Raw genomic sequence first — 24,835 nt, forward strand, 5'->3', positions numbered from 1 at the left:
TGGCCGAAGTGTCAGGCGGCTAAAAATAACTAGCCATCTCGCGGACCAGTCCCCTCTCCCGTTTACGGGAGAGGGCTAGGGAGAGGGCATTAAAACCGCTTGCCCTCTCCCCCAGCCCCCCTCCCACGAGTGGGAGAGGGGAGTTTTCCGAGAGCCGAAACAGGCTCTGAGACGTCCCCAGGCCGCACAGTCGCCTTGCCCGGCCCACACGCGGGCGCACTCCGTCTGGCTTGAACGCATCCTCGGCCACCTCACCTATGCTTGCTCATTCCGCCCTACTCCCCCGCTGACGCGACAGGCGTTCGGCAATACCTAGAGGAGATGCACTGATGAAGCGGCAGATGAAGAGACTGACTTGGCCGAGCGGGCTGCTGGCCGGGCTGCTGGCGCTCGGCACGCAGACGGCTCTGGCCACCGACCAGGTGACGGCCGACCAGGTGGTGGGCGAAATGGAACGAGTCTTCGGGGTGACCAAAGGCGAGCGGCGCAATCACACCAAGGGCACCTGTGCGCTGGGCGAGTTCGTCGGCACGCCCGAAGCGGCGGGCTATTCACGCTCGGCGTTGTTTTCCGGAAAGGCGGTGCCAGTCATCGCGCGCTTCTCCCTGGCCGGCGGCAACCCGAAAGCGCCGGACAGCGCCAAGAGCCCGCGCGGCATGGCGCTGGAGTTCAAGCTGCCCGCCAATGGCCTGCAGCACATGACCATGCTCAACATCCCGATCTTCGGCGCCGCGCAGCCGCGCACCTTCCTCGACCAACTCGTGGCGATGCGGCCCGATCCGCAAACCGGCAAGCCCGACCCCGAGAAACTCAAGGCGTTCGTCGCCAGCCACCCGGACAGCCAGGCCCTGGCGCAGCTCATGGCCAGCTACAACCCGCCGCCGAGTTATGCCAACAGCGCCTACTTCGGCATCCACACGTTCAAGTTCATCGACCGCGATAACAAGACCACCCTGGTGCGCTGGCGCTTCGTACCCGAGGACGGCGAGAAGCAGCTGTCCGCGGCCGAGTTGCAGGCCCTGCCGGCGGACTTCCTCGAGCAGCGCCTGATCGAACGCAGCCAACAGGGGCCGATCCGCTGGGACATGTGGATCAGCGTCGGCGAACCCGGTGACCCGGAAGACAACCCGACCCTGGCCTGGCCGCAGAGCCGTAAGCAGGTGAAAGTCGGTACCCTGACACTGGCCTCGGCGATGCCGCAGCAAGGCACCGAGTGCGAGAAGATCAACTTCGATCCACTGGTCATGGCCGACGGCATCGCGCCGAGCAACGACCCGATTCTGCTGTTCCGCTCCCCGGCCTATGCCACCTCGTTCGGCAAACGCCTGAGTGGCCAGTGAGCGACTGGAGATAGCCAACCTGCGGACTACCACCAGTGCCGGCCCGGCGTCCCGGACTTTCCTGAAGGCAAAAAAAACGGGAGCCCACTGGGCTCCCGGACTCAAGCGTTGAGAAAACGTCCGCCACCGACATCAGCAAAGCTCTGGTGGCGGACTACAACCTCACCTGCGCTCAAAATGGAACGCAGGTGCTAGTTTGACAAAATGTTGCAGCGCCATCCGTTGCGCTTTGTTAAGGGTTTGCAAAGAAATGTAAATGCGGCCCCGGCTGGCCTCGCCGCGCGACGCCCGGCAGAATGCCGGGATGAATCCTCTGCCCGCCTGCTGCACGCCCCCGCTCGCTCACTGGCCGCTGCCCCAACCGCTGGCCGGCGCGCAGCTGGTCAGCACGCGCTTCGATGCGGCGTTGCTGGCCCCAACGGACTTCGACCTGAGCCAAATTCCGCCACCCAAGGGCGCCAGCAAGCGCCAGACGGAATTCCTCGCCGGTCGCCTGTGTGCCCGCGAGGCGTTGCGCCAGCTCACCGGCACCGGCTCGACGCCGGCCTGCGGCAAAGATCGCGCGCCACAGTGGCCAACCGGGATCAGCGGCTCGATCACCCACAGCCGCGGCTGGGCCGCCGCGGTGGTGGCGCGCAGCACGGACTGGCGCGGCCTCGGCCTGGACATGGAACAGCTGCTGAGCGCCGCGCGCGCCGCGCGCCTGGCCGGCGAAATCCTCACTCCGGCCGAGTTGCAGCGCCTGGCGCAGCAGCCCGCGGAACAGCAGGCGCAGTTGGTCACCCTGACCTTCTCGCTCAAGGAAAGCCTGTTCAAGGCGCTCTATCCGCTGGTGCTCAAGCGTTTCTACTTCGAGCACGCCGAACTGCTGGAATGGTCGGAGGACGGCCGCGCGCGCTTGCGCCTGCTCTGCGATCTGTCGGCGGAATGGCGCCATGGGCGGGAGCTGGAAGGCCAGTTCAGCCTGTTCGACGACCGCCTGCTGAGCCTGGTCGGCATCCCGGCGCGCTGACGCCGTGTGCGTAGCCCGGATGCAATCCGGGCTACGGACTGCGCCTGGTCGGCATCGCCACTGCTTAGCCGCTCTTATCCCACGCCCGCCACCGCGGCCAGAGCCACTTGTAGGATGGGTTGCGCAACGCGATACCCATCTTCCCCGGCGCACCGCTCGGTGGGTATCGCTGCGCTCAACGCCAACCTACAGTACATGGCCCGGAGGCAATCGCTACGCCCTACTCCTCCGCATCATCCGACCGCCGCTCCTGGCGCCGCGGCCACACCAGACTGAAGCGCGCGCCGCCCAGGCTGTCGCTCCGATCGATCAGCGCCCGCCCGCCATGCCAGTAGATGATCCGGCGGACGATGGACAGGCCCAGGCCATGCCCGCCGGACGCGCGAGTGCGGCTGTTGTCCAGGCGCAGGAAGGGCTGGAATAGTCGCTCCCGCTCGCTTTCCGGCACCCCCGGGCCATCGTCCTCGACCTCCAGCCGGCAGCGGCGCGAGCCGACCTTGTAGCTCAGGCGCACGCGCGTCTCGGCGTGACGCATGGCGTTGGTCACCAGATTCTGCAGGGCGCGGTGCAGGTAACGCGGCTCGGCCTCGACCAGCGTGCCGATATCCGCCGCCGGGCGCATGTAGCCGCGCTCGACCCGCACGTCGGTGCGCAACGGCGCCAGCTCCGCGATCACCTGGTCGATCAGCGCGTCGAGGTCCACCAACTGGAAGCTCAGCGCCGGCGAGCCCTGCTCCAGGCGGGCGTAGGTGAGCATCTCGTCGAGCAGCGTGTCGAGGTCCTGGATGTCGCTGTCCATGCCATCCATGTATTTGCGCCGCGCCTGCTCGGTTTCCGCCTCGCCAATCATCTCCAGACCGAAGCGCAGGCGCGCCACCGGCGTGCGCAACTCGTGGGACACCGCGCGCACCATCTCCCGTTGAATCATCAAGGAGCTCTGCAAATGCTCGGCCATAGCATTGAAGGCCGCCGCCAGACGCCCGACCGAGTCCGCCCCGCCGGCCGGCACCCGGGCCTCCAGACGGCCACTGGCGATGCGCGTGGCCGTGCTTTCCAGCACCTGCAGGCGCTGCTCCAGCTGGCGCACGAGGAAATACACGATCAGGCCGATCAGGCTCAAGGCCATAGCACCGATCAGCACCAGCAGTTCCGGCGGATAGGGGTTCATCTGGTACAGCGGGCCGATTTCCAGCACCCAGGGGGTGCCGACCACGCCGGCAAACACGTGGATCGAATCGCCGCCGCGGCCCAGCGCCATCACCGTGTCGCCCTCCTCCACCCGGCGGCGCTGATCGGCATCGAGCTGGGCATCTTGCAGACGCAGCAGATGCAGGTCGAAGCCGAACTGCTTGGCCTCCTTCAGCGAGGCCAGGCGCTGCGGCTGCTCGGCCACCGGGTAGCGCACCAGCTCGTCGGCCAGCAGGTAGACCGTGGCCCGCGCCAGCTGCTCGCTGATCTGCTGGATCTCGCCCACCAGCAACAACTGCTCCTTGGCGCTGATCAGGCTGTAGACCTTGGCCGCGTGTGGGCCGGTCTGCTGCACTAGGACCTGGCCGCTGAGCAGGCTATTGCGTGCGCCGCTGTCGAACGTCTGCGTCTGCAGCGGCTCCAGCGTCAGCGGAATGCCCAGCAAGCGGCCCCAGATCACCGTCGCACGGCGCCGCTCGACCACCGTCATGCTCGTCAGGTTGTCCGCCATCAGGCTGAAGGTGCCGCGCGCCAGGCGCTCGCGGTACTGGTCGGAGCGCACCTCGTTGACCAGGTGCACCGCCAGCACGCCGAGCAGCGCCACCAGCACCAGGGCGGCGAGCATGCCGCCGTAGATACGCAGGAAAATCGAATTCATGGCCTGGCCATCTGCTCAGGCGTCGGTCAGGGCGACGCCGATACCCTATTCAAGCCCTTCGGCCGCTTCGGCGACGAACAGGTAGCCCTTGCTGCGCACCGTCTTGATCAGCCGCGGATGCATCGGGTCGTCGCCGATCTTCGGGCGGATGCGCGAGATGCGCACGTCGATGGAACGGTCCTGGCCGTCGTATTCGATGCCACGCAGGGCGTTGAAGATTTCCTCGCGGGAGAGGATGCGCCCGGCGTTGGCCGCCAGCAGCCACAACAGGTCGAACTCGGCGCTGGTCAACTCGATGCTCTGCTCGCGCAGCCAGGCCTCGCGCATGGCGTTGTCGATCACCAGCGGGCCAAATTCCAGGCGCCGCTGGCTCTCGCCGCCGTTCTCGGCCGGCTCGCTGCGCCGCAGCAAGGCGCGGATTCGGGCCAGTAGCACACGCGGGCGCACCGGCTTGCACACATAGTCATCGGCGCCCATTTCCAGGCCGAGCACCTGGTCCATGTCGTCGCTGCGCGCGGTCAGCATCAGGATTGGCCCCTTGTACTGGCCGCGCACCTTGCGGCAAATGGTCAAGCCGTCTTCACCCGGCAGCATCAGGTCGAGCACCACCAGATCCGGCTGCTCCTTGAGTATCCGTGCCGCCGCCTGCGCCCCATCGGACTCGATGGCCACATGCAGGCCGTTGCTCTCGAGGTACTCCCGAGTCAGCTCGGCCAGCCGCTGGTCGTCCTCGACGATCAGAATTTGCCAGGCTACTTGCTCCACCACCGTCTCCACCTAATCAAAGCGTGGGCATTGTAGCAACGCTCAGCGCCATAGAGGGCGAGGCGACGCGCGAGGGCACAAATGGGCGGTGAAAGGCAACCGGCAGAACCCTATATATTGTGTCCGCTCGACAGACTGCCCAGTCTCGATTGGACGCGAAAAATGACCGCACACCCCACGACGAACGGCAGCCCACGAACAACCCCAGCAGCCATGGGGGCTGACGAAAGTTACCCCAAAGTAACCCACAGATTTATCCACAGGCGCAGGCGAATTGTCGACTTGCCATCCCCAGAACACCGCACTATCTTGTATCTCCATCGCGCCAAACACCTACATGTTGGGGTTTGGTCAAAAATGAAACACAAGAAAAAGTTGCACCAAAGGCCGCCGTCCAGCCCCGAAAAAGTGCATAGAACAGTTTCGACACACCGGCCAGGCGCCACCGCGCCGGCCAATGCCCCGCCGAACGCGAGCGACGCGCCGGGGCGGTGATTCAGGTGCTGCGCCGACTGCGTACGCACCACTAGATCTAGTAGTACCGGCCCTAGGCCGGTAGCAGTGACTTGAGAACCAGGGAAGTGCTTGAGTCGTGGCCCTCTCTGACCTCTTGGCGATTCCACACACCCGGCCGGTGCGCCGTGTGCATGGCGTTTTTGAGCGGAACGAAAGCCGGCACCTCAAGTGTCCAGACCAATTAGAGAACACGGAGACCTTCATGCAGACCGAAACCACTCGTGAGAACCCGCAGGCCGGCGTCCAGCCGGTCGCCGATGCGAACCAGGATCTGGCCGCGACCGCTCCCGGTCAGCTGCGCGTGATCAAGCGCAACGGCACCGTGGTGCCCTACACCGATGACAAGATCACCGTAGCCATCACCAAGGCGTTTCTCGCAGTGGAGGGCGGCACCGCCGCCGCTTCGTCGCGCATCCATGACACCGTCGCGCGCCTGACCGAACAAGTCAGCGCCACCTTCAAGCGCCGCATGCCATCCGGCGGCACCATCCACATCGAAGAGATCCAGGACCAGGTCGAACTGGCCCTGATGCGCGCCGGCGAGCAGAAAGTCGCCCGCGACTACGTGATCTACCGCGAATCGCGCAGCCAGGAGCGCAAGCGTGGTGCCGCCGGCAGCGACGTCGCCCAGCCGCACCCGTCGATCCGCGTGACCCACGCCGACGGCAGCGTTGCGCCGCTGGACCTCGGCCGCCTCAACACCATCATCCGCGAAGCCTGCGAAGGCCTGGCCGAGGTCGACGGCGAACTGATCCAGCGCGAAACCCTGAAGAACCTGTACGACGGCGTAGCCCAGAGCGATGTCAACACCGCCCTGGTGATGACCGCCCGTACCCTGGTCGAGCGCGAGCCGAACTACAGCTACGTCACCGCCCGCCTGCTGATGGACACCCTGCGTGCCGAAGGCCTGGGCTTCCTCGGCGTGGCCGAGAGCGCCACCCACCACGAGATGGCCGACCTCTACGCCCAGGCCCTGCCGGCCTACATCGAAAAAGGCATCGAGTTCGAACTGCTGGACGCCAAGCTGAAGACCTTCGACCTGGAAAAACTGGGCAAGGCGATCAACCACGAGCGTGACCAGCAGTTCACCTACCTCGGCCTGCAGACCCTGTACGACCGCTACTTCATCCACAAGGACGGCATCCGCTTCGAACTGCCGCAGGTGTTCTTCATGCGCGTGGCCATGGGCCTGGCCATCGAAGAGAAGCAGAAAGAAGAGCGCGCCATCGAGTTCTACAACCTGCTGTCGTCCTTCGACTACATGAGCTCGACGCCGACCCTGTTCAACGCCGGCACCCTACGTCCGCAGCTGTCGTCCTGCTACCTGACCACCGTGCCGGACGACCTGTCGGGCATCTACAGCGCCATCCACGACAACGCCATGCTGTCGAAATTCGCCGGTGGCCTGGGCAACGACTGGACCCCGGTGCGCGCGCTGGGCTCCTACATCAAGGGCACCAACGGCAAGTCCCAGGGCGTCGTGCCGTTCCTCAAAGTGGTCAACGACACCGCGGTGGCCGTGAACCAGGGTGGCAAGCGCAAGGGCGCCGTCTGCGCCTACCTGGAAACCTGGCACATGGACATCGAAGAGTTCATCGAGCTACGCAAGAACACCGGTGACGACCGCCGCCGCACCCACGACATGAACACCGCGAACTGGATTCCGGACCTGTTCATGAAGCGCGTGTTCGACGACGGCCAGTGGACCCTGTTCTCGCCGAGCGAAGTGCCGGACCTGCACGACCTGACCGGCAAGGCCTTCGAAGAGCGCTACGAGTACTACGAAGCCATGGCCGGCTACGGCAAGATCAAGCTGCACAAGACCATCGCCGCCAAGGACCTGTGGCGCAAGATGCTCTCCATGCTGTTCGAGACCGGCCACCCGTGGCTGACCTTCAAAGACCCGTGCAACCTGCGCAGCCCGCAGCAGCACGTCGGCGTGGTCCACAGCTCGAACCTGTGCACCGAGATCACCCTGAACACCAACAAGGACGAGATCGCCGTGTGCAACCTGGGTTCGGTGAACCTGGTCAACCACATCGTCGACGGCAAGCTGGACCTGGCCAAGCTGGAGAAGACCGTCAAGACCGCGGTGCGCATGCTCGATAACGTCATCGACATCAACTACTACTCGGTGCCGCAGGCGCAGAACTCCAACTTCAAGCACCGCCCAGTCGGCCTCGGCATCATGGGCTTCCAGGACGCGCTGTACCTGCAGCACATCGCCTACGGCTCCGATGCGGCCATCGAGTTCGCCGACAAGTCCATGGAAGCGGTCAGCTACTACGCCATCCAGGCTTCCTGCGACCTGGCCGACGAGCGCGGCAGCTACTCCACCTTCGACGGTTCGCTGTGGTCCAAAGGCATCCTGCCGCTGGATTCCCAGCAAATCCTCATCGAAGCGCGTGGCCAGAAGTACATCGACGTCGACCTGACCGAGTCCCTGGACTGGGCGCCGGTGCGGGCCCGGGTGCAGAAAGGCATCCGCAACTCGAACATCATGGCCATCGCGCCGACCGCGACCATCGCCAACATCACCGGCGTGTCGCAGTCGATCGAGCCGACTTACCAGAACCTCTACGTGAAATCGAACCTCTCCGGCGAATTCACCGTGATCAACCCCTACCTGGTTCGCGACCTCAAGGCGCGCGGCCTGTGGGACTCGGTCATGGTCAACGACCTGAAGTACTACGACGGCTCCGTGCAGCAGATCGAGCGCATCCCGCAGGACCTCAAGGACCTGTACGCCACCGCCTTCGAAGTCGAGACCAAGTGGATCGTCGACGCCGCCAGCCGCCGCCAGAAGTGGATCGACCAGGCGCAGTCGCTGAACCTGTACATCGCCGGCGCCTCGGGCAAGAAGCTCGACGTGACCTACCGCATGGCTTGGTACCGTGGTCTGAAAACCACCTACTACCTCCGCGCCCTGGCCGCCACCAGCACCGAGAAGTCGACCATCAACACCGGCAAGCTCAACGCCGTGTCTTCGGTGATCGACGAGGGCCTGCAAGCCGAGCCGAAGCCGGCCCCGGTGCCGCAAGCGTGCAGCATCGACAACCCGGACTGCGAAGCCTGCCAGTGATGTAGGTCGCGGCTCCCAGAGCGGACCGCGCGTTGTTGCCCGGCAGGTCGGCCCCCATCACGTACTTCAGTACGCTCAGGGGCTCCGACCTACCAGGCGCCTAGCGCTGCCTCGCTCTGGAAACCGCTGGTACTGAGTAGCACGCTTTTCCTCCCCTCTCCCGCCTGCGGGAGAGGGGCCGGGGGAGAGGGAAAGATCCAGCCCCGCGGACCACCCTCCCCTCACCAGACTTTTGCTTTTGCGTGCACCACCAAAAGCACCCGAACATTGCCGACCGGCGACGACCCGGTCCTCAAGCAGGAGAACCCGCCATGCTGAGTTGGGATGAATTCGATAAAGACGACGGCGCCGAAGGCGCCACCCAGAACGCCAAGCCGGCCGCCGCCGTGATCGACCTGAGCCTGGAAAAACTCGATAGCGAGGGCGGTGTCGCCGCCCAGGAAGCGCGCGCCGTCAGTGCCGACGACTCCGCCGCCGTGGCCCGCGCCAAGGCCGCGCTGGATCAGCTCGACATCGCCGAAGGCCTGGCCGAGCTGGAAGGCTCCTCGGCCCGCGTCGCGGTCGACGAGAAGCGCATGATCAACTGCCGCGCCGACCTCAACCAGCTCGTGCCCTTCAAGTACGACTGGGCCTGGCAGAAGTATCTGGATGGTTGCGCCAACCACTGGATGCCGCAGGAAGTGAACATGAACGCCGACATTGCCCTGTGGAAGAGCAAGGACGGCCTGACCGAGGACGAGCGCCGCATCGTCATGCGCAACCTCGGCTTCTTCTCCACCGCCGACTCGCTGGTGGCCAACAACCTGGCCCTGGCCGTGTACCGCCTGATCACCAACCCGGAGTGCCGCCAGTACATCCTGCGCCAGACCTTCGAAGAGGCGATCCACACCCACGCCTACCAGTACTGCATCGAGTCGCTGGGCATGGACGAAGGCGCGATCTTCAACATGTACCACGAGATCCCCTCGGTGGCGAAGAAGGCCTCCTGGGGCCTCAAGTACACCCGCTCGATCTCCGACCCGACCTTCACCACCGGCACCGTCGAGACCGACAAGGAACTGCTGCGCAACCTGATCGCCTACTACTGCGTGCTGGAAGGCATCTTCTTCTACTGCGGTTTCACCCAGATCCTCTCCATGGGCCGCCGCAACAAGATGACCGGCGTCGCCGAGCAGTTCCAATACATCCTGCGCGACGAATCCATGCACCTGAACTTCGGCATCGACGTGATCAACCAGATCAAGATCGAAAACCCACACCTGTGGGACGCCGCGATGAAGGACGAAGCGACCCAGATGATCCTCCAGGGCACCCAACTGGAAATCGAATACGCCCGCGACACCATGCCCCGCGGCGTGCTGGGCATGAACGCGGCGATGATGGAGGACTACCTCAAATTCATCGCCAACCGCCGCCTGTCGCAGATCGGCCTGAAAGAAGAATACCCGGGCACCACCAACCCCTTCCCGTGGATGAGCGAGATCATGGACTTGAAGAAGGAGAAGAACTTCTTCGAGACTCGCGTGATCGAGTATCAGACTGGTGGGGCGTTGAGCTGGGATTGATTGGAATCTGAGTAGCGCAAGGATGCGCTAGCGGTTGAGAGACAGTGATTCAGAAGGGCAGAAACAAGAAACCCCTGGAAACCAGTGAGATGACTTCCAGGGGTCTTGACCGGAACGGTGAAACCGTTTCGGGCCGCAACCGAAGGGACTTCAGTTACGTTGCTTTTTGGGTAAAAGCGCAGCGCAATTATGGGGACCTCTCGTGCGGTGTCAACGGTTTGATTAGAGCGTTTTGCTCTTATCCGACCAGAGCGTTCACGCTCGAAAAATCTGTACAGCACCCACACGCAAGAGGGCTACACCATGCCGCACAATCTGTTTATTTCGTACGATCTCATCGCCCCAGGCCAGAAGTATGACCGGGTAGCAGCAAAGATTAAGACCTTGGGAAACTGGGCCAAAGTCCAAAAATCTTTCTGGTACTTGAGCACTAATCTCAGCGCCAAAGACGCAGCCAGCGCCATCTGGTCCGTACTGGACTCTAACGACAGTCTCATTGTCGTAGATGCCAGCGCCAATGATGCCTACTGGTACAACCTCACACCCGAGTCCGCCCAGTTCATACAGCGCCACTGGGAATCAAAAAACTACGCCTAAGCTCTATGACCGAAAAGGGCGCTCAACGCAGCGCCGCATTAGGTCAGAAAAATAAAAAGCGGGGCTAATAGCCCTGCTTTTTTCCGTCAGCAAGTAGCCCGGATATCGCTCAACGGCGAATAACGCGAAGCGTTATCCGCCGATGGGGTGGGGTTAACTTTTGATCGCTCCCACGCTCCGCGTGGGAATGCAGCCCTCGACGCTCCAGCATCCACCCGTCAGCAACTACGCGCCGGGGGCCACGTGGCGACGCAGAGCGTCGCGGGCTAGGCTCCCACGCGGAGCGTGGGCGCCAGCAGAGATCGGAAGCCTGGAGCGACCACCTCCTCACCTACCAAGCCAACCGATTCAAGGACGAATCCGATGGGCCGCAGCCGCTACGTCATCACCGAACCAGAAAAACCGCACTTCCTCACCTGCACGGTGCTGGAGTGGCTACCGCTGTTCACCCGCCCCGCCCTGGTCGACATCCTGCTCGACTGCTGGCGCTACCAGCAGGCACACCAAGGCTTGCGCCTGTATGGCTATGTCGTACTGGAAAACCATCTGCACTTCGTCGCCCAGGCGCCTGACCTGAGTAAATGCGTCAGCGGGTTCAAATCCTTCACGGCCCGCCAGATCATCGACCATCTGGAGGATCGAGGCGCAGAGCGCTTGCTGGAGCGGCTGCGCTTCGCCAAGCGTGCGCACAAGGATGATCGTGTGTATCAGCTCTGGCAGGAGGGCTCGCATGCGGAGCTGGTCTACAGCCCAGCGGTGATGCGTGAGAAGCTCGACTACATCCATCACAACCCGCTGAAGCGGGGCTATGTGGATCGGGCGGAGCACTGGCGCTACTCCAGCGCCAGGAACTACGCAGGGCAGGCAGGGTTGATTGAGGTCGACCGCTGGGAGGCGTGACGCAGAGCGTCACGGGCTGCATTCCCACGCGGAGCGTGGGAGCGATCCTGATCACACCGTGCAGAGCGACGACGCAAACAACTGCGCCCCAAGCCACCCCGCCAGATAAACCCCCACGCCAAACGCCAGATGGGTCACCAGGCTTCTCAGCCGGACCTGCCGGGGACTCGGCATCCTCGAGGCCGCCAGGCCCATGCCGAACGCTGGCTGCATCAGCAGTAACGGCGCGGCGACGCTGACCAGCCCCAGGAGCAGCGCCGGCAACAGCGTCGGCCGACACAACCACTGCGGCCCCACCACTGCCACGAACAGGCTCACGAAGATCACCCCGATCAGGTAATGACAGACCCAGCCGAGCGGCCGCTCGCCAGGCATCGCCTGCGCCTTGGCGATCGACGCATGACGGAAGCGCCCCTGGCGAATATGCCCTAGCCAGCGCCCGACCAGGGCATAGTCCAGCGACGGGATGCCGAAGAAGCGCCGCCGCAGCAGCGCCCAGACGTCCATCACCAGGGTCGCGCCCACGCCCAGCAGAATTGCCCGCACGATCATCTCGACTGTCATGCCTACCTCCTTCTACCCTGTCTGAAAGGCCGTTTTCAGTAGCCTGCCAGTTCAAGTCGACTTGAGGTCAAGCATGAAAGAGATGGATATTGGCAAGGTCTCGCGCTGGTCCGGTCTGCCGGCGTCGACGCTGCGCTACTACGAGGAGAAGGGGCTGATCCGCTCCATCGGCCGCAACGGGCTCAAGCGGGTCTTCAACGAGTCGGTGATCCAGCGCCTGTCATTGATCGCGCTGGGCCGCGCGGCGGGTTTCTCCCTGGACGATATCGCCGGCATGCTGGCGGCCGACGGCCAGCTCGCCATCGACCGGGCCCAGCTGCAGGAGCGGGCCGAGCAGCTGGACCGCACCATCAAGCGGCTCAGCGCGGTCCGCGACGGCCTGCGTCACGCGGCAACCTGCCCCGCCGAGAGCCATCTCGAATGCCCCAAGTTCCAACAGCTGATGAGTCTGGCCGCCCGAACCGCCGCCAAGGAAAGATCGCATCCCCGATGACTGCCCAGAGCCGAGGCCACGCCGGCTAGCGCGCCCGCAGAACTCTTCGGTGTTGCTCCGCAGGCAAGACGCTACAGCGCCGCACGGGTTAATCTCCTTCGCTGGAACAGCAGGCCGGAGGTGCCGCATGCAGATCGAACACTTCACCATCGATGAACGCTTCTGCGGGCCGCCCAAGTCGGGCAATGGTGGTTACACTGCTGGCCGCATGGCCGCGCATTTGAAGGGCACGGTGGCCGCGCGGTTGAAGGCGCCGCCGCCGCTGGGCGTCGAGCTGCGCCTCGAGTCCAGCGACAGCGAGGCGCGGCTGTTCGACGGCACGACGCTGCTCGGCGAGGCGAAGCAGGTCACCCTGGAGCTGCAGCCGCCGCCCTCCCCGTCCCATGCCGAGGCGGAAGTCGCCGCGCAGGCGTTTCCCGGTTTTGAAACCCACAACTTCCCCGGCTGCTTCGTCTGTGGACCGGAGCGTCCGCCGCATGACGGCCTGCGGATCTTCCCCGGCCCGCTGCATAGCACCGCGACCCTCGCCGCACCGTGGTTACCGGACGACTCGCTGGCCGACGACGCGGGTAACGTGAAGCCAGAGTTCATCTGGGCCGCGCTGGATTGCGCCGGCGCCTTCGCGCTCTACCCCATTCCCGACGGGCTGGCCATCGTGCTCGGTGAGTTGGTGGTCTCCACCCTGGACCAGGTCAAGCCGGGGGAGCGCTGCGTGGTGCTTGGCTGGCCGCTGGGAAGCGACGGCCGCAAGCGTTTCGCCGGCACCGCCCTGTATGGCGCCGACCAACGCCTCGTGGCCATCGCCCGCGCGGTGTGGGTCGAAGTGTCGGCCAGCAGCTGGAGCTAGGTAGCCCGGATCTCGCCGGTGGAAAACGCTTCGCGGTTTTCCACCCAACGCGGGGTGGCGTGACGTAGGGTGGACAACGTTTTACTTGTCCACCATCGATGTTCCCGGCAACGCAACGCTCAAGGATGAGCCGCCATGTCCAACTACCGCCGCGCCCGGGTGCCGGGAGCGACTTCATTCATCGTTCCCACGCCCCCGCGTGGGAATGCAGCCCGGACGCTTCCGCGTCCACTCCACGGAAGGAGAAGCAAATGGGCAGGAGCCGCTACACCATCACCGAACCCAGCAAACCCCACTTCCTGACCTGCACCGTTCTCGAATGGCTGCCGGTGTTCACCCGCCCCGACGCCGTACAAATCGTGCTCGACTGCTGGCGCTACCAGCAGATGCATGAGGGGCTAAGGCTCTACGGCTATGTGGTGCTGGAAAACCATCTGCATTTCGTAGCGCAGGCGCCAGACCTGGGGAAATGCGTCAGTAGCTTCAAATCCTTCACGGCCAGGCAACTGCTGGCGCTTTTGGACAGCAGGAAGGCCACTCGCCTGCTGGATCGCCTGCGGTTTGCCAAACGGGCGCACAATACGGATCGCGAGTTCCAATTCTGGCAAGAGGGTAGCCATGCCGAACTGGTGTTCAGTGAGGCGGTACTCAAGGAGAAGCTGGACTACATCCATCGCAATCCGGTCAAGCGCGGCTACGTGGATGAACCGGAACACTGGCGGTATTCGAGTGCTCGGAATTATCTCGGGCAGGCTGGGCTGATCGAGGTTTTCCAGCGCTGGTGAGCCTGGGGATGACGCGGAGTGTCGAGGGATGCATTCCCACGCGGGAGCGTGGGAACGATGCCGACTGGCCGTGCGGGTCGTTGGCCGAGCGTCCAGAACGCCGACTGCCATTAACGTCTGGTAGCAAGCGGCGTATCGTAGGAATCTCATCCCCCGTGGAGGAGTCGCTATGTTCCAGGTAATGCGAAACGGCGAGAACCGCATCGACGTAGATTTTGCCGGGAAGCTCGACAGCGATGGCATGAGAGTCGCCCTCGATGAGCTGAGCCAAAAAGCCGAAGGCATCGAGCATGGCCGAATGCTTTATCGAGTCGGTGATTTCGCGCTGCCTACGCTGGGCGCAATAGCCGTCGAGCTGTCGCGCATTCCGCAACTGTTCAGGTTTGTTCGGCGCTTCGACCGCATGGCAGTCGTTGCCGACAAGGAATGGGTGCGGAAAGTCAGCGAGGTCGAGGGCGCGCTGATTCCGGGTCTGCAGATCAAGGCATTCGATCTGGGCCAGGAGGCGGAAGCCGAAGCCTGGTTGCAACGTTAGCGAGGCAGCCGGGGCCTCTCCGGTGGAAAACCCTTCGCGGTTTTCCACCGGCGTCGGTGAGGCCTCAAGGCACCCCAAACACCACCGTCCAGTAGATCCCCGCATCACTCTTCGGATCGACCGCATAGGCGGCGCCCAGCTCGCGGAACTGCGGATTCATCAGGTTGGCGCAATGGCCGGGGCTGGCCAGCCAGCCGTCCACCACCTTGCGCGGGGCGTCCAGCCCGGCGGCGAGGTTCTCGCCGATCTGCCGGCCGCTGTAGCCGGCGAGCTCCGCACGGTCGGCCGGGATGCGGCCGTCGCGGTCGCGGTGGTCGAAGAAGTTGCCGTTGGCCATCGCCCGGCTGTGCGCCTCGGCGGCCGCGCCAAGTTCGGTGCTCCAGCCCAGGGCCGGCGCCGCGGCGAAATCTTGGGCGCCGCAGTGGCGCCCTTGCGCCCGCGCCGCGTTGACCTGTTCCAGCAAGGCGCGCCCTTCCGCCTGCCAGTCGCCCAGGCGCCCGCCGAGCAGCGGCCGCGCCAGCACGATGCGCCAGTCGCGACCCGCGCGGCTGACGCCGATGTCGACGAACTGCGGGTCCAACACCACCTGGCAGAAGCTCTCCTGCAGCGCCGTCATGGCCGCCTGCGCATCGCGCGGCCCGGACAGGCTGATCGCCTGCACGTTGACCAGCGGATAGGCGGCGCGGGCCAGGGCCTGCTGTAAGTCCAGGTCACTGCCGGTCGACAGGATCAGACGCGGATCGGACGTCAGCGGCGTCAATGCCTCGGACGCAGACCCGGCGCAGCTCTGCGGCTGGGCACGGTAGGCGTTGATCGACTCGACCAGTTGCGTCTCTTCGCTCGCCGCGGCAACGGCGGCGAGAAGCGCGCCCACCAGCAGGGCGAGCGGACGCAGGACGGGCGGAACGGCAGGCATGGCAATCCTCCTTCGACGGGCTTCGCGCCATGATGCGCGCGGCGACCGTTGCGGCCAATGCCCCACGCGCACGACGGAGCCTTTACGCCAGCAAGGATGACGCCGCCAGCGACCAGGCCAGTGAGGTAGCCCGGGCCAGTGGAAAACGCTTCGCGGTTTTCCACCCTATGCGGCTTCGAGGCCGTTCGGCCGCTACACCGGCATGATCGCGGCCGACAGGTATACTCCCGCGCTTTCTCCCTCACTCGGCTCGCCGCGGACTGTCATGACTTCCAAACCATCGCCTGATCACTCACTCGAAGCCCAGGCTGCCGAAACGCCAGCGCTCGACACCAGCGCCGCCGTAGAATCCAGCGCCGCCACGACCGCCGAGCCGGCCCCAGCCACCAAGTCCACTATTCCGACCTTTGCCTTCCCCTTTTCACCCGCCACTTTCGCGCCGGGCAAGAACGACAATCAGCCCTGGCACCAGAAAGGCAATAAATCCGGCCACGAAAAGAAGATCGGCCCGGCGCCCAACGGCACCCGCCGCTCCATGGGCAAGCGCTAAAGCTGCGGCGCGGGAGTCGGGAGATATCCCCGGCGGAAAACGCGTCGCGGTTTTCCACCCTGCGCGTTAAGTCAGTTGGTCGATCAGAACCGCGTTGGTGTAAATCAGGCTGCCGTCACTCGCCCGATGCCCGACCAGATGGAACTGGCCGCGTTCGTCGCGCAGATAGACGCGGAATTTGCAATCGGAGAGGGGGCCGCATTCCTCCGGCGTGATCAATTCCAGCGTGGTCGTATCGACATCGACCATGGTTTCCCGCTCATGGGTCTTCTGCAGCTGTTCTTCGGCCTCTTCTAGACGCAAATGGTTGTCGCCAATGACCTGAAAATGGAATTCCCCCAGCGGGGTGGACTTTTGGTCGTCACTGGTTTTGCACCAACCTTCGATGGTCAAGGTAGCCATGGCGGGATCTCCTGCAATGAACGCCTGGGCACTGTCACACCCATTTGTTCAATCTTAGACAACCCGCAAGGGGGGCGTTGCTCCGTTGTCCTCGTGTTGGGCCAGGTTTGGGCGGCAGCGACATCGGCCTCGCCCAAACGCGGCGAAGAACGGTCGCCCCCGCGCCGGCCGCCTGGGCCGACAGATGGGCGGCGCACTCCCACGCTTCGCGCGGGAAGCTCTGACACAGAAGGCGACGCAGAGCCTCGCGGTCCTGTCGTCGAGTTGGAACGTGGGGGCCACCAGCACAGGCCATCCCTGGGCCAGCGTTTGAATCGCCCAATGATTGCGGTAGGCTCAGCAGCTTCTTTGAAAGGAGTTACCCCCATGGCCAAAGCCACTGCCCGTCACATCCTGGTTGCCAGCGAAGCCAAGTGCAACGAACTGAAAGCCGCTATCGAAGCCGGCGCCGACTTCGCCCAGGTCGCCAAAGAGCACTCCACCTGCCCGTCCAGCCGTGACGGTGGCAACCTCGGCTCGTTCGGCCCGGGGCAGATGGTCAAGGAATTCGACACCGTGGTGTTCAGCGCGCCGCTCAACGTCGTGCAAGGCCCGGTGAAGACCCAGTTCGGTTACCACCTGCTGGAAGTCACCAGCCGCCAGGACTGATTCGATCGCGCCCACGCAACACCGTGACGCAGAGCGTCACCGGGCTGGCTCCCGCGCTAGAACGTGGGAGCCAGTATCCCGAATCGCTCGGCTAGCTAAATCGGCTAGCTAAATTCGCATGGCCCATTGAGCGCGCCCACGCGCCTCCTGGGCATGATCCTGCAACACCTGGGCGCAGAGCCGCTCAGACTAGACCGCCCCGCCCTGCCAGCATCAGCCCCAGACCTACGAGAATCGAACCGCAGACCATCGGCACCAGCCGGCGGCCGTGCTTGGCCGAGGCGGGGTCGAAGAGCAACGAGGAAAAGAACACCGCGGCGAGGTCGGCCAGGGAGAACACCAGGTTGACGATGGTGCCGAGGATCAGGAACTGCATCCAGGTGGGCGCGTCGTTGGCCGGGTGGACGAACTGCGGCAGGAAGGTGAGGAAGAACAGCGCGGTCTTCGGATTGAGTATCTCCACAACGATACTGTCGCGCAGGACGCCCAGCCTGGCAGGCTCGGCGGTCGAGTCGCCACGCCTGCCGAAGATCATCGAGCCGCCGAGCCAGATCAGGTAACCCGCGCCGGCGAGCTTGATGGCGAGGTAGGCGAACGGCGCGTGCTGCAGCAGCGCAGCTAGACCAACGGTGGCGGCGGCGATATGGACGTAACAGCCGAGGTGGATGCCGAGCGCCGCCATGAGCCCCGCGCGCCGGCCGTGGGCGAGCGTCTGGGTGGTCATGTAGAGGATTGCGGGCCCAGGCATGCAGGCGAAGGCTAACGTTGCGAGCGCAAACGGAAGCCAGGTTTCCGGCAGGGTCATGGCAGTCACTCTTACCGATGGAGAAATTCGCTTGTGGCGTTGCCGGGGTCGCACCCTATCGGTGCTTTACCCGTGGTGCGGAAGGTTATGACTGGGCCGAGTGCGGCGATATACGGCAGCTGCCGTATTTTTGCGGAAGATAAAGACGGGCAAGCTGGAACCTCCCCCGCAGGCTGAGGGAGAACGATGGCTAGTCGGCGGGCGACCTCCCCAGCAAGCGCGAAGGCCTGGCCGGTGGCACTCAGCCGGTCGGCAGGCCCAGCCGCACGGCGTAGGTGGCCAGTTCGGCGGTGCTGTGCAGGTCGAGTTTGCGCATGAGGTTTTCGCGGTGTTTGCGCACGGTGAGCGGGCTGATGCAGAAGCGTTCGGCGATGTCGCGCGCCTTAGCACCCTGGGCGACGAGCGTGAGGATCTGGCGTTCACGGCGGGTCAGCGGCACCGGCGAGACGACGTCCGCCTCCGGCGCCATCGTGGCCTGTCGGCGGTCGTGGCCGTCCACCGCGAAGCGCACGGCGGCCGCCAGGTAGGTCCGATTCTGGCGGATGGCCTGGATGGCCTCGGCCAGTTCGCCGGTCTCGTCGTTCTTGGTAAGGTAGCCGTGGACGCCGGCCTCGAGCACGGACCGGATGGTGCCCAGTTCGACGTTGGCGGTGAGCACGAGGATCTTCAGGCGGGGGAACTGCGCACGCAGGTCGCGGATGAACTGCAGGCGGTTCACCCCGGGCATGCCGAGGTCGAGCAGCAGGAGGTCGACCGGCTGGGCACCGAGGGCGGCATGAATGCCGGTACTGTCGGCGGCTTCGCCGACGACGCTGATATCGTCCAGCGTGGAGAGGAGGAATCTCAAGCCTTCGCGCACGATACTATGGTCATCTGCGAGCAGCACGCTGAGCGGTCGACTCCCTTTCATTGTTGTTCTCCCTTGAGACGCCGGTATGCAGAGCACCCGTCAACGTACATATCTCGTCGACCTGCTGTTTCGCCAATCCTATGCGGTGCTGTTCGCCAACTTCGTCATCCCGATCCCGGTGGCCTACATCCTCAGGAACACCCTGCCCCTGAGCGGGCTGCTCATCTGGATCGCCGTCATGTTCGCCCTGACGCTGGGCCGCATCCTTGTGGCTCAGCGCTATTTCAAGCACGGCAACCGCTCGACGGCGCCGATGCGCTGGGCCTGGTGGGCCTGGTGGGCGACCGTGCTGTCCTGGTTGTCCAGTCTGCTCTGGGGCTGGCTCGGCTGGGTCGGCTTCGCCAATGGCGATCCGCAGTTGCTGGCCTTCACCTGCATCGTCCTGACCGGCCTGGTGTGCGGCGCGACGCCCTCGCTGTCGGCGTTCCCGCCGGCCTATATCGGCTCGCTGACGGCGATGTTGCTGCCGGTCACTCTACATTGCCTGTCTCGTCAGGGGGAGGTTTTCGCGACCTACACCTTCTTCCTCATCTGCCTCGCCGGGGTCAATCTGTACTACAGCCGGGTGACCTACCGCTCGATCTGCGAGACGGCGCGCCTGCGCCTGGAGAATGTCGAGCTGGTCGGCCGCCTGGAAGAGGAGCGCGACCGCGCGCGGGCCGCCGACCAGGCCAAATCGCGCTTCCTCGCCGCGGCCAGCCACGATCTGCGCCAGCCCATCCACGCCCTCGGTCTGTTCGTCGGTGCGCTGGCCGCGCTGGCCGGGCGCGGCGATGTGCCGACAGCAAAGGCGCGCGATATCGCCGCACGCCTGCGCGCGGTGATCGGCAATCTCGGCGGGTTGCTGAACGGTCTGCTGGATATCTCCCGCCTGGATGCGGGCGTGGTGGCGGTGTCCCGCGAGCCAGTCTCGCTCGACCGCCTGCTCACCGATCTGCACCACGAGTTCGCCGGTACCGCGCAGGAACGCAACCTGCGCTGGCGGGTACGGCAGACCGACCTCTGGGTCGACAGCGACCCGGTGCTGCTCAAGCGCACGCTGGACAACCTGCTCGCCAATGCCTTCCGCTATACGAGCCAGGGTGGCGTTCTTCTTGGCTGTCGGCGGCGAGGGCAGGCGGTGGAGATCCAGGTAATCGACAGCGGCCCCGGCATTCCCACCGACCAGCAGGCGGCGATCTTCGACGAGTTTGTCCAGCTGCATAACGCCGAGCGCGACCGCACCCAGGGCCTCGGTCTCGGCCTGGCGATCGTTCGGCATACCAGCCGCCTCCTTGGGCATGTTGTGCGACTGGTCTCCGTCGAGGGGCGTGGTTCGATGTTCTCCGTCTCCGCCCCGACTGTCGAGGCGCCGGACACTGAGCCGCAAATGGAACCCTGGCCCGCGGCTGACCAAGCACTCGGCATCATGATCGTCGACGACGAGCAGGACGTGCTGGACGCCCTGCGCGAGCTGCTGGAGGCCTGGGGGCACCGGATCTATGCCGGGCTCTCTGCGCAGCAGGCCTGCCAGCAGCATGCCGATGCCGCCCGCAACGGCCCGGCCTCGGTGCAGCTGATCCTCACCGACTATCGGCTGGGCAGTGACATGGCCGGCAGCGAGGCGATCCGCAGGATCCGCGCCTACCTGAAGCGCGCCATTCCGGCTGTCATCATCACCGGTGACACCTCGCCCGCGCGCATCAAGGAGGCCTCCGACAGCGGCCATCGCCTGCTGCATAAGCCAGTCGACGCGCAGGGCCTGCGCGAGGCGATCGAGGCCAGCCGGCAGTGAGCAGGAAACGCAGTACTGGAAAATCCTCGGTCAAGTCATTGCTTGGCTAGTGCCTGTAACTGCGAGAGCGACTAAAATCGGCGCCCTACTCCGTAGTTCTGGATTCCCGCCGGTCGCCCCCCGCCTGAGCGAGTAGCCGGCGAAGCCAGACGAGCGACAATTCCCCATCCGCACAGATCAAGAGAGCAACCATGGGCGCACAGTGGAAAGCCAAACCCAAAGAAGCCGCCGCCAATGCCAGAGGCAAGATCTTCGGCAAACTGGTGAAAGAGATCATGATCGCCGCGCGTAACGGCGCCGATCCGGACATGAACCCCAAGCTGCGCCTGGCCGTGCAGCAGGCCAAGAAGGCCTCGATGCCCAAGGACACCCTTGAGCGCGCCATCAAGAAAGGCGCCGGCCTGACCGGCGAGACGATCAACTACGAACGCACCCTCTATGAAGGCTTCGCGCCGCATCAGGTGCCGGTGATCGTCGAATGCCTGACCGATAACGTCAACCGCACGGTCGCCGAGATCCGCGTGCTGTTCCGTAAGGGCCAGTTGGGCGCCTCCGGCTCGGTGAGCTGGGACTTCGACCATGTCGGCATGATCGAGGCGGCGCCTGAAAACGGCGCCGATCCGGAACTGGCCGCCATCGAGGCCGGTGCCCAGGACTTCGAGCCGGCCGAGGACGGCGCCACCCTGTTCATCACCGAAATGACCGATCTAGACGCCGTGTGCAAGGCCCTGCCGGAGTTCGGTTTCATCGTGCAATCGGCGCAACTCGGTTACCGCCCGAAGAACCCGATGACGCTGAGCGCGGCCGAGCTGGAAGAAGTCGAGGCCTTCCTCGAGGCCCTCGACGCCCATGATGACGTGCAAAACGTCTATGTGGGCCTGGCCGGCTAAGCCTCGCCAGCACCGCTAACGCCCCTACCATGGGGGTACCCGCGACAGCCGCTGAGTCATGATCGTTTCCGCACGCTCAAGGCGCAGCGGCTGTTTCGCAATCGGCGTGCGCTGCGAGGCTTGGCTGGCCGCCCTGTCGCTGGAACAACTAATACCCACTATCGAGCCGAATGATTTCTGCTTGAACCGAGCCCTGCATAGCCTATGGGCATTCAGTCGAATGCCTATTAAGCAGGTGCTCAGATGCAACGCTCATTCACCCTTTTCTTGGCCGCCCTCATCCTGATGCTCAGCGGTTGTGCGGCGCAGCCCAGCCCTTCCGAGCGGCCCTATACCGAGGCGCAGGTCAAGCAATTCGCCCTGGAGATGCTCAGCCGCAGCAGCCTGTCGTACGAGGACTACGACAAACTCAGACGCGCCCTGATGAATCCGGCGCACCGGATGTCCAACTCGATCAAGGACATCGACGCGCAGCAGAAACAGATTGGCGGCCGAGGCTGATGGACGGTGCCCCACGCGAGCAGAGTCCGCGCACGACGCTCACTCCGCCTTGAGGCCCAGCTCCTGACGTAATTCGCGGGCGGTGAGCCTCTTCGCCGAGATGCCGGTGCCGTAGTCGAACTGCTTCGCGCTGCTGAGCGGGCCGACTATCACCGGGTCGAAACCGGCATCCCGGACCAGACCAGCCGCGATCCGCAGGGCTTCGGCGTCATCCGCGGCAAGGGGGATGGCGAGCTTCTCGCCGCGGCGATGCGCTTGGCTGCGCAGGTTGCCGGCGGAAATCGCGTTGAAGGCGCGCACCAAGCGCACACCGGGAAGAAAGCCCTTGGAGGCGAGCCCGGCCCCGAGCTCGCGCGCTTGCTCCGCCATTTGGCCATCGCGAATCGGAATGGGGTTGCCGGCGTCCAGCACGATTTTGCCGGCCAGTTCCTTGGCGTAGTCGCGACCGATCTGCGGCGTGGCGCCGTAGGGCACCGCGAGCATCACCACGTCACCGAAAACCGCAGCCTGGCGCGGCGTGCCGGCCCGCGCCTTGGGACCCAACTCAGCGGCCAAAAGCTGGAGCCGCTCAGGGTGCCGCGAGGCGATCAGCACTTCATGCCCGGCATCGACCCACAAGCGCGCCAGCGCGCTGCCGATATTGCCCGTGCCGATGATGCCAATCTTGAGCGGCTGGCTCGCCACCGTCGGCTGCTCGCCCTGGGCTTGAACCAGGCTGGCCGCCAGGATCAGGGTAAGCGCCAGAAAGCGGGCGGATATCGGCTTGAAGATGCTCGCTGCAGTGGTCATCGCGGTTTCCTCCCGTGCTGCTGCATCACGCACGCATCACGCCCGCAGCATGCAGATCGGTATAGCAAACGCCGCTCGGGTAACCCGGCTGGACACGCGTTGATCGTGTTCCAAGGACGAATGTCGGCAAGCCGCCCAGCCACCGACTTAGCGAGCTATTCTTGACTACAAGCATTCATGCAGGCTGGTGCAGCCTGGGAGGTGGTAATGGCCAAAGAGCGTTCAGCTTCTATCTAGAATCCAACCACGCCCTGGAGATCCCCTCATGAAAAGTCTGGACAGCAAAAAACAGGCAAAGAAAAAGCCGCTTAAATCCGCCCACGATAAGCGCATGGCCAAACGCGCGAAGAAAACCGGTACCACGCTGCTGGGCAGCCACGCGGCTACTCCGTAACCCCTCCTGCCACCCGGCACATCGCGCTTGCGCTGCGCCGGGTGCGCTCAGCTTCTACTCCCTATCAGTCTCTGCACGCATGGCCAGCGACGAACCTTGCGCGGGTCTGGTCGCGCGCCCTGCGCATGCCCGAGCAGACACGACTAGGCTGTTTAAGGCAGGCTCCGGGGCCGAGATCCGGCAAGGTGGATGGGATGCGGAAAATGGGCAAGTGGATGGCGATCGGCATGGCGCTTGCGCTGGCCGGATGCGCCTCGCACTCCTGCGATGAGCCGCTGAGCGGCAGCCCGTGCCGCGAGGAACGCCTGCTGCATCAGAACGATATGCTGCAGGCCAAGCTGCTGCTCGCTTCCGGCGATCCGGAGAACTACGAACTGGCCAAGGCGCTGCTCGACCGCGCCGCCACGCAGGACACGACCGGCGAAGCGGAGTTCTATCAGGCGGTACTGATGATCCGCCAGGGCCCGGAGGTGGACGAAGTACTGGCGCTACTGGAGCGCGCCGCCGGCAAGGGCCATCCACATGCCACCGCCCTGCTCTACAAGGTCTACGCCGAACCCTATCTGCTCAGCACGGCCGATCCGCGCAAGGCCAATGCATACCGCGCCGCCTACGCCAATCTGGACGTGGCGAAGAGCGGTTATCCATCATTCGAACAGGCCCTGAAGGTGGTCAATGCGCTGGTGACCGAGCCGCCGGCCACTGCCGCCGCACAGCCGGAGCCCGCGCAATAACACCCCATCTGGAACTGGCCGAAACCGGAAGTGCCGCTCCGGGCTGCGTGGCCGCGGGGCGCAAATGACATCTGTTCCGGCGGATGATCTGACCCCGCTGAAGATAGCCGCAGCCGCCGAGTGGCGACTCTTGCGGCAAGTCGGCGGTGTGCCTGATCCACTCGGCGGTGCACGAACCCGGGCCGACCACCGAGCAGAAAAAACATAAATGCCTAGGTAAACCGCCCTGAGGCGTGTAAGGTGATCTCACTGTGCTGCATGTGTCACCGTAAATCGACCTGCTTAGATCTCGATCCAATCATTCCCTCGGTTTCTTTACTCTTTGCACTCAGTCGCGGCTTGGGCTTTTCCAAGACTGCGTTCACTTTGTTCAAGGAGCATCAACATGTCCGATCGTCAAACTGGCACCGTCAAGTGGTTCAACGATGAAAAAGGCTTCGGCTTCATCACCCCGGAAAGCGGCGCTGACCTGTTCGTTCACTACCGCTCGATCCAGAGCGCTGGCTTCAAAAGCCTGCAAGAAGGCCAAAAGGTCTCCTTCACCGCAGTGAAAGGCCAGAAAGGCATGCAAGCGGATGACGTTCAGGTGATCTAATCACCCCGTCATACCGAGAAAACCGGCCTCGTGCCGGTTTTTTTATTCGGGTCGCAGCCTGCGGCCCACTTTCCTGAAAA

General features: G+C 64.4%; 26 protein-coding genes. 18 read left to right on the top strand and 8 right to left on the bottom strand.

Going from position 1 to position 24,835, the window contains the following annotated elements:
- Positions 1 to 341 precede the first annotated feature (341 nt).
- Together D3880_RS15725 and D3880_RS15730 are read left to right on the top strand one after the other, a co-directional pair.
- A complete protein-coding gene (locus D3880_RS15725) occupies positions 342 to 1,340 on the top strand; it encodes a catalase family peroxidase (RefSeq protein WP_238474361.1) in 999 nt (332 codons plus the stop codon).
- A 304-nt stretch (positions 1,341 to 1,644) separates the two neighbouring features.
- Positions 1,645 to 2,352 carry a 4'-phosphopantetheinyl transferase family protein gene (locus tag D3880_RS15730; RefSeq protein ID WP_119895758.1) on the top strand — a complete coding sequence of 236 codons (708 nt, stop codon included), beginning with the start codon at positions 1,645 to 1,647 and terminating at the stop codon, positions 2,350 to 2,352.
- A gap of 220 nt (positions 2,353 to 2,572) precedes the next feature.
- On the opposite strand, the gene D3880_RS15735 is transcribed toward D3880_RS15730, so the two are convergent.
- Together D3880_RS15735 and D3880_RS15740 are read right to left on the bottom strand one after the other, a co-directional pair.
- Complete coding sequence (locus D3880_RS15735; RefSeq protein ID WP_119894370.1) at positions 2,573 to 4,198, bottom strand: ATP-binding protein; 1,626 nt, start codon at positions 4,196 to 4,198, stop codon at positions 2,573 to 2,575.
- A 45-nt stretch (positions 4,199 to 4,243) separates the two neighbouring features.
- Positions 4,244 to 4,963: a response regulator gene (locus D3880_RS15740; RefSeq protein WP_119894371.1), complete on the bottom strand. Its 720-nt coding sequence runs from the start codon at positions 4,961 to 4,963 to the stop codon at positions 4,244 to 4,246.
- A gap of 718 nt (positions 4,964 to 5,681) precedes the next feature.
- Here D3880_RS15740 and D3880_RS15745 point away from each other — a divergent pair.
- From D3880_RS15745 to D3880_RS15760, 4 genes are all read left to right on the top strand, one after another.
- Positions 5,682 to 8,561, top strand: coding sequence for a ribonucleoside-diphosphate reductase subunit alpha (locus D3880_RS15745; protein WP_119894372.1), 2,880 nt, complete (start codon positions 5,682 to 5,684; stop codon positions 8,559 to 8,561).
- A gap of 311 nt (positions 8,562 to 8,872) precedes the next feature.
- Positions 8,873 to 10,126 carry a ribonucleotide-diphosphate reductase subunit beta gene (locus D3880_RS15750; protein ID WP_119894373.1) on the top strand — a complete coding sequence of 418 codons (1,254 nt, stop codon included), beginning with the start codon at positions 8,873 to 8,875 and terminating at the stop codon, positions 10,124 to 10,126.
- A gap of 303 nt (positions 10,127 to 10,429) precedes the next feature.
- Positions 10,430 to 10,723: a hypothetical protein gene (locus D3880_RS15755; RefSeq protein ID WP_119894374.1), complete on the top strand. Its 294-nt coding sequence runs from the start codon at positions 10,430 to 10,432 to the stop codon at positions 10,721 to 10,723.
- Positions 10,724 to 11,086: 363 nt separating this feature from the next.
- On the top strand, positions 11,087 to 11,623 hold the full coding sequence (locus tag D3880_RS15760; RefSeq protein ID WP_119894375.1) for an REP-associated tyrosine transposase: 537 nt from the start codon (positions 11,087 to 11,089) through the stop codon (positions 11,621 to 11,623).
- A 51-nt stretch (positions 11,624 to 11,674) separates the two neighbouring features.
- Here the strand turns inward: D3880_RS15760 and D3880_RS15765 are convergent, their stop codons facing one another.
- On the bottom strand, positions 11,675 to 12,187 hold the full coding sequence (locus tag D3880_RS15765; RefSeq protein WP_119894376.1) for a DUF2938 domain-containing protein: 513 nt from the start codon (positions 12,185 to 12,187) through the stop codon (positions 11,675 to 11,677).
- A 73-nt stretch (positions 12,188 to 12,260) separates the two neighbouring features.
- Between D3880_RS15765 and D3880_RS15770 the strand changes: the two genes are divergently transcribed.
- From D3880_RS15770 to D3880_RS15785, 4 genes are all read left to right on the top strand, one after another.
- Positions 12,261 to 12,680: a helix-turn-helix domain-containing protein gene (locus D3880_RS15770; protein WP_119894377.1), complete on the top strand. Its 420-nt coding sequence runs from the start codon at positions 12,261 to 12,263 to the stop codon at positions 12,678 to 12,680.
- A gap of 127 nt (positions 12,681 to 12,807) precedes the next feature.
- Positions 12,808 to 13,527: a hotdog fold domain-containing protein gene (locus D3880_RS15775; RefSeq protein WP_119894378.1), complete on the top strand. Its 720-nt coding sequence runs from the start codon at positions 12,808 to 12,810 to the stop codon at positions 13,525 to 13,527.
- A gap of 251 nt (positions 13,528 to 13,778) precedes the next feature.
- Positions 13,779 to 14,312 carry an REP-associated tyrosine transposase gene (locus D3880_RS15780; RefSeq protein ID WP_119894379.1) on the top strand — a complete coding sequence of 178 codons (534 nt, stop codon included), beginning with the start codon at positions 13,779 to 13,781 and terminating at the stop codon, positions 14,310 to 14,312.
- A gap of 169 nt (positions 14,313 to 14,481) precedes the next feature.
- Complete coding sequence (locus tag D3880_RS15785) at positions 14,482 to 14,847, top strand: SpoIIAA family protein (protein ID WP_119894380.1); 366 nt, start codon at positions 14,482 to 14,484, stop codon at positions 14,845 to 14,847.
- A gap of 64 nt (positions 14,848 to 14,911) precedes the next feature.
- Here the strand turns inward: D3880_RS15785 and D3880_RS15790 are convergent, their stop codons facing one another.
- Positions 14,912 to 15,763 (bottom strand): CAP domain-containing protein, encoded by an 852-nt coding sequence (locus tag D3880_RS15790; RefSeq protein ID WP_119894381.1) that lies wholly within the window; start codon positions 15,761 to 15,763, stop codon positions 14,912 to 14,914.
- A 202-nt stretch (positions 15,764 to 15,965) separates the two neighbouring features.
- On the opposite strand from D3880_RS15790, the gene D3880_RS15795 reads away from it, so the two are divergent.
- Positions 15,966 to 16,313 carry a hypothetical protein gene (locus D3880_RS15795; protein ID WP_420800835.1) on the top strand — a complete coding sequence of 116 codons (348 nt, stop codon included), beginning with the start codon at positions 15,966 to 15,968 and terminating at the stop codon, positions 16,311 to 16,313.
- A 66-nt stretch (positions 16,314 to 16,379) separates the two neighbouring features.
- Here D3880_RS15795 and D3880_RS15800 read toward each other — a convergent pair whose 3' ends face one another.
- Positions 16,380 to 16,715, bottom strand: a complete 336-nt coding sequence (locus D3880_RS15800) for a hypothetical protein (RefSeq protein WP_119894383.1) — start codon at positions 16,713 to 16,715, stop codon at positions 16,380 to 16,382.
- Positions 16,716 to 17,081: 366 nt separating this feature from the next.
- Between D3880_RS15800 and D3880_RS15805 the strand changes: the two genes are divergently transcribed.
- The gene (locus D3880_RS15805; RefSeq protein WP_119894384.1) at positions 17,082 to 17,363 is read left to right on the top strand and encodes a peptidylprolyl isomerase; all 282 of its coding nucleotides are present in this window, start codon (positions 17,082 to 17,084) and stop codon (positions 17,361 to 17,363) included.
- Between the two features lie 184 nt (positions 17,364 to 17,547).
- On the opposite strand, the gene D3880_RS15810 is transcribed toward D3880_RS15805, so the two are convergent.
- Both D3880_RS15810 and D3880_RS15815 read right to left on the bottom strand, forming a co-directional pair.
- Entirely contained in the window at positions 17,548 to 18,168 is a 621-nt protein-coding gene (locus tag D3880_RS15810) for a LysE family translocator (RefSeq protein ID WP_119894385.1), read from the bottom strand.
- Positions 18,169 to 18,409: 241 nt separating this feature from the next.
- Positions 18,410 to 19,078: a response regulator gene (locus D3880_RS15815; protein ID WP_119894386.1), complete on the bottom strand. Its 669-nt coding sequence runs from the start codon at positions 19,076 to 19,078 to the stop codon at positions 18,410 to 18,412.
- A 25-nt stretch (positions 19,079 to 19,103) separates the two neighbouring features.
- Between D3880_RS15815 and D3880_RS15820 the strand changes: the two genes are divergently transcribed.
- The 3 genes from D3880_RS15820 to D3880_RS15830 all read left to right on the top strand — a co-directional run bounded on the left by D3880_RS15820 (position 19,104) and on the right by D3880_RS15830 (position 22,243).
- A complete protein-coding gene (locus D3880_RS15820) occupies positions 19,104 to 20,852 on the top strand; it encodes a hybrid sensor histidine kinase/response regulator (RefSeq protein ID WP_119894387.1) in 1,749 nt (582 codons plus the stop codon).
- Positions 20,853 to 21,043: 191 nt separating this feature from the next.
- Entirely contained in the window at positions 21,044 to 21,742 is a 699-nt protein-coding gene (locus D3880_RS15825) for a YebC/PmpR family DNA-binding transcriptional regulator (protein WP_119894388.1), read from the top strand.
- Between the two features lie 243 nt (positions 21,743 to 21,985).
- Positions 21,986 to 22,243 carry a hypothetical protein gene (locus D3880_RS15830; RefSeq protein WP_119894389.1) on the top strand — a complete coding sequence of 86 codons (258 nt, stop codon included), beginning with the start codon at positions 21,986 to 21,988 and terminating at the stop codon, positions 22,241 to 22,243.
- A gap of 39 nt (positions 22,244 to 22,282) precedes the next feature.
- Here the strand turns inward: D3880_RS15830 and D3880_RS15835 are convergent, their stop codons facing one another.
- Positions 22,283 to 23,032 carry an NADPH-dependent F420 reductase gene (locus D3880_RS15835; RefSeq protein ID WP_119894390.1) on the bottom strand — a complete coding sequence of 250 codons (750 nt, stop codon included), beginning with the start codon at positions 23,030 to 23,032 and terminating at the stop codon, positions 22,283 to 22,285.
- 265 nt (positions 23,033 to 23,297) lie between these two features.
- Between D3880_RS15835 and D3880_RS23215 the strand changes: the two genes are divergently transcribed.
- The 3 genes from D3880_RS23215 (at position 23,298) to D3880_RS15845 (ending at position 24,755) form a co-directional block, all read left to right on the top strand.
- On the top strand, positions 23,298 to 23,426 hold the full coding sequence (locus D3880_RS23215) for a hypothetical protein (protein ID WP_274381170.1): 129 nt from the start codon (positions 23,298 to 23,300) through the stop codon (positions 23,424 to 23,426).
- Between the two features lie 203 nt (positions 23,427 to 23,629).
- The gene (locus D3880_RS15840) at positions 23,630 to 24,160 is read left to right on the top strand and encodes a hypothetical protein (protein WP_119894391.1); all 531 of its coding nucleotides are present in this window, start codon (positions 23,630 to 23,632) and stop codon (positions 24,158 to 24,160) included.
- A 385-nt stretch (positions 24,161 to 24,545) separates the two neighbouring features.
- The gene (locus tag D3880_RS15845) at positions 24,546 to 24,755 is read left to right on the top strand and encodes a cold-shock protein (protein ID WP_119894392.1); all 210 of its coding nucleotides are present in this window, start codon (positions 24,546 to 24,548) and stop codon (positions 24,753 to 24,755) included.
- Positions 24,756 to 24,835: the final 80 nt, after the last annotated feature.

The sequence above is a fragment of the Pseudomonas cavernae genome (genome assembly GCF_003595175.1).
Lineage (GTDB): Bacteria > Pseudomonadota > Gammaproteobacteria > Pseudomonadales > Pseudomonadaceae > Aquipseudomonas > Aquipseudomonas cavernae.

Excerpts from the sequence above, each read along its gene's own strand:
- D3880_RS15725 (WP_238474361.1), top strand. The coding sequence starts at position 342 with ATGAAGAGACTGACTTGGCCGAGCGGGCTGCTGGCCGGGCTGCTGGCG.
- D3880_RS15730 (WP_119895758.1), top strand. The coding sequence starts at position 1,645 with ATGAATCCTCTGCCCGCCTGCTGCACGCCCCCGCTCGCTCACTGGCCG.
- D3880_RS15735 (WP_119894370.1), bottom strand. The coding sequence starts at position 4,198 with ATGAATTCGATTTTCCTGCGTATCTACGGCGGCATGCTCGCCGCCCTG.
- D3880_RS15745 (WP_119894372.1), top strand. The coding sequence starts at position 5,682 with ATGCAGACCGAAACCACTCGTGAGAACCCGCAGGCCGGCGTCCAGCCG.
- D3880_RS15750 (WP_119894373.1), top strand. The coding sequence starts at position 8,873 with ATGCTGAGTTGGGATGAATTCGATAAAGACGACGGCGCCGAAGGCGCC.
- D3880_RS15755 (WP_119894374.1), top strand. The coding sequence starts at position 10,430 with ATGCCGCACAATCTGTTTATTTCGTACGATCTCATCGCCCCAGGCCAG.
- D3880_RS15760 (WP_119894375.1), top strand. The coding sequence starts at position 11,087 with ATGGGCCGCAGCCGCTACGTCATCACCGAACCAGAAAAACCGCACTTC.
- D3880_RS15765 (WP_119894376.1), bottom strand. The coding sequence starts at position 12,187 with ATGACAGTCGAGATGATCGTGCGGGCAATTCTGCTGGGCGTGGGCGCG.
- D3880_RS15770 (WP_119894377.1), top strand. The coding sequence starts at position 12,261 with ATGAAAGAGATGGATATTGGCAAGGTCTCGCGCTGGTCCGGTCTGCCG.
- D3880_RS15775 (WP_119894378.1), top strand. The coding sequence starts at position 12,808 with ATGCAGATCGAACACTTCACCATCGATGAACGCTTCTGCGGGCCGCCC.
- D3880_RS15780 (WP_119894379.1), top strand. The coding sequence starts at position 13,779 with ATGGGCAGGAGCCGCTACACCATCACCGAACCCAGCAAACCCCACTTC.
- D3880_RS15785 (WP_119894380.1), top strand. The coding sequence starts at position 14,482 with ATGTTCCAGGTAATGCGAAACGGCGAGAACCGCATCGACGTAGATTTT.
- D3880_RS15790 (WP_119894381.1), bottom strand. The coding sequence starts at position 15,763 with ATGCCTGCCGTTCCGCCCGTCCTGCGTCCGCTCGCCCTGCTGGTGGGC.
- D3880_RS15795 (WP_420800835.1), top strand. The coding sequence starts at position 15,966 with ATGATCGCGGCCGACAGGTATACTCCCGCGCTTTCTCCCTCACTCGGC.
- D3880_RS15800 (WP_119894383.1), bottom strand. The coding sequence starts at position 16,715 with ATGGCTACCTTGACCATCGAAGGTTGGTGCAAAACCAGTGACGACCAA.
- D3880_RS15805 (WP_119894384.1), top strand. The coding sequence starts at position 17,082 with ATGGCCAAAGCCACTGCCCGTCACATCCTGGTTGCCAGCGAAGCCAAG.
- D3880_RS15810 (WP_119894385.1), bottom strand. The coding sequence starts at position 18,168 with ATGACCCTGCCGGAAACCTGGCTTCCGTTTGCGCTCGCAACGTTAGCC.
- D3880_RS15815 (WP_119894386.1), bottom strand. The coding sequence starts at position 19,078 with ATGAAAGGGAGTCGACCGCTCAGCGTGCTGCTCGCAGATGACCATAGT.
- D3880_RS15820 (WP_119894387.1), top strand. The coding sequence starts at position 19,104 with ATGCAGAGCACCCGTCAACGTACATATCTCGTCGACCTGCTGTTTCGC.
- D3880_RS15825 (WP_119894388.1), top strand. The coding sequence starts at position 21,044 with ATGGGCGCACAGTGGAAAGCCAAACCCAAAGAAGCCGCCGCCAATGCC.
- D3880_RS15830 (WP_119894389.1), top strand. The coding sequence starts at position 21,986 with ATGCAACGCTCATTCACCCTTTTCTTGGCCGCCCTCATCCTGATGCTC.
- D3880_RS15835 (WP_119894390.1), bottom strand. The coding sequence starts at position 23,032 with ATGACCACTGCAGCGAGCATCTTCAAGCCGATATCCGCCCGCTTTCTG.
- D3880_RS23215 (WP_274381170.1), top strand. The coding sequence starts at position 23,298 with ATGAAAAGTCTGGACAGCAAAAAACAGGCAAAGAAAAAGCCGCTTAAA.
- D3880_RS15840 (WP_119894391.1), top strand. The coding sequence starts at position 23,630 with ATGGGCAAGTGGATGGCGATCGGCATGGCGCTTGCGCTGGCCGGATGC.
- D3880_RS15845 (WP_119894392.1), top strand. The coding sequence starts at position 24,546 with ATGTCCGATCGTCAAACTGGCACCGTCAAGTGGTTCAACGATGAAAAA.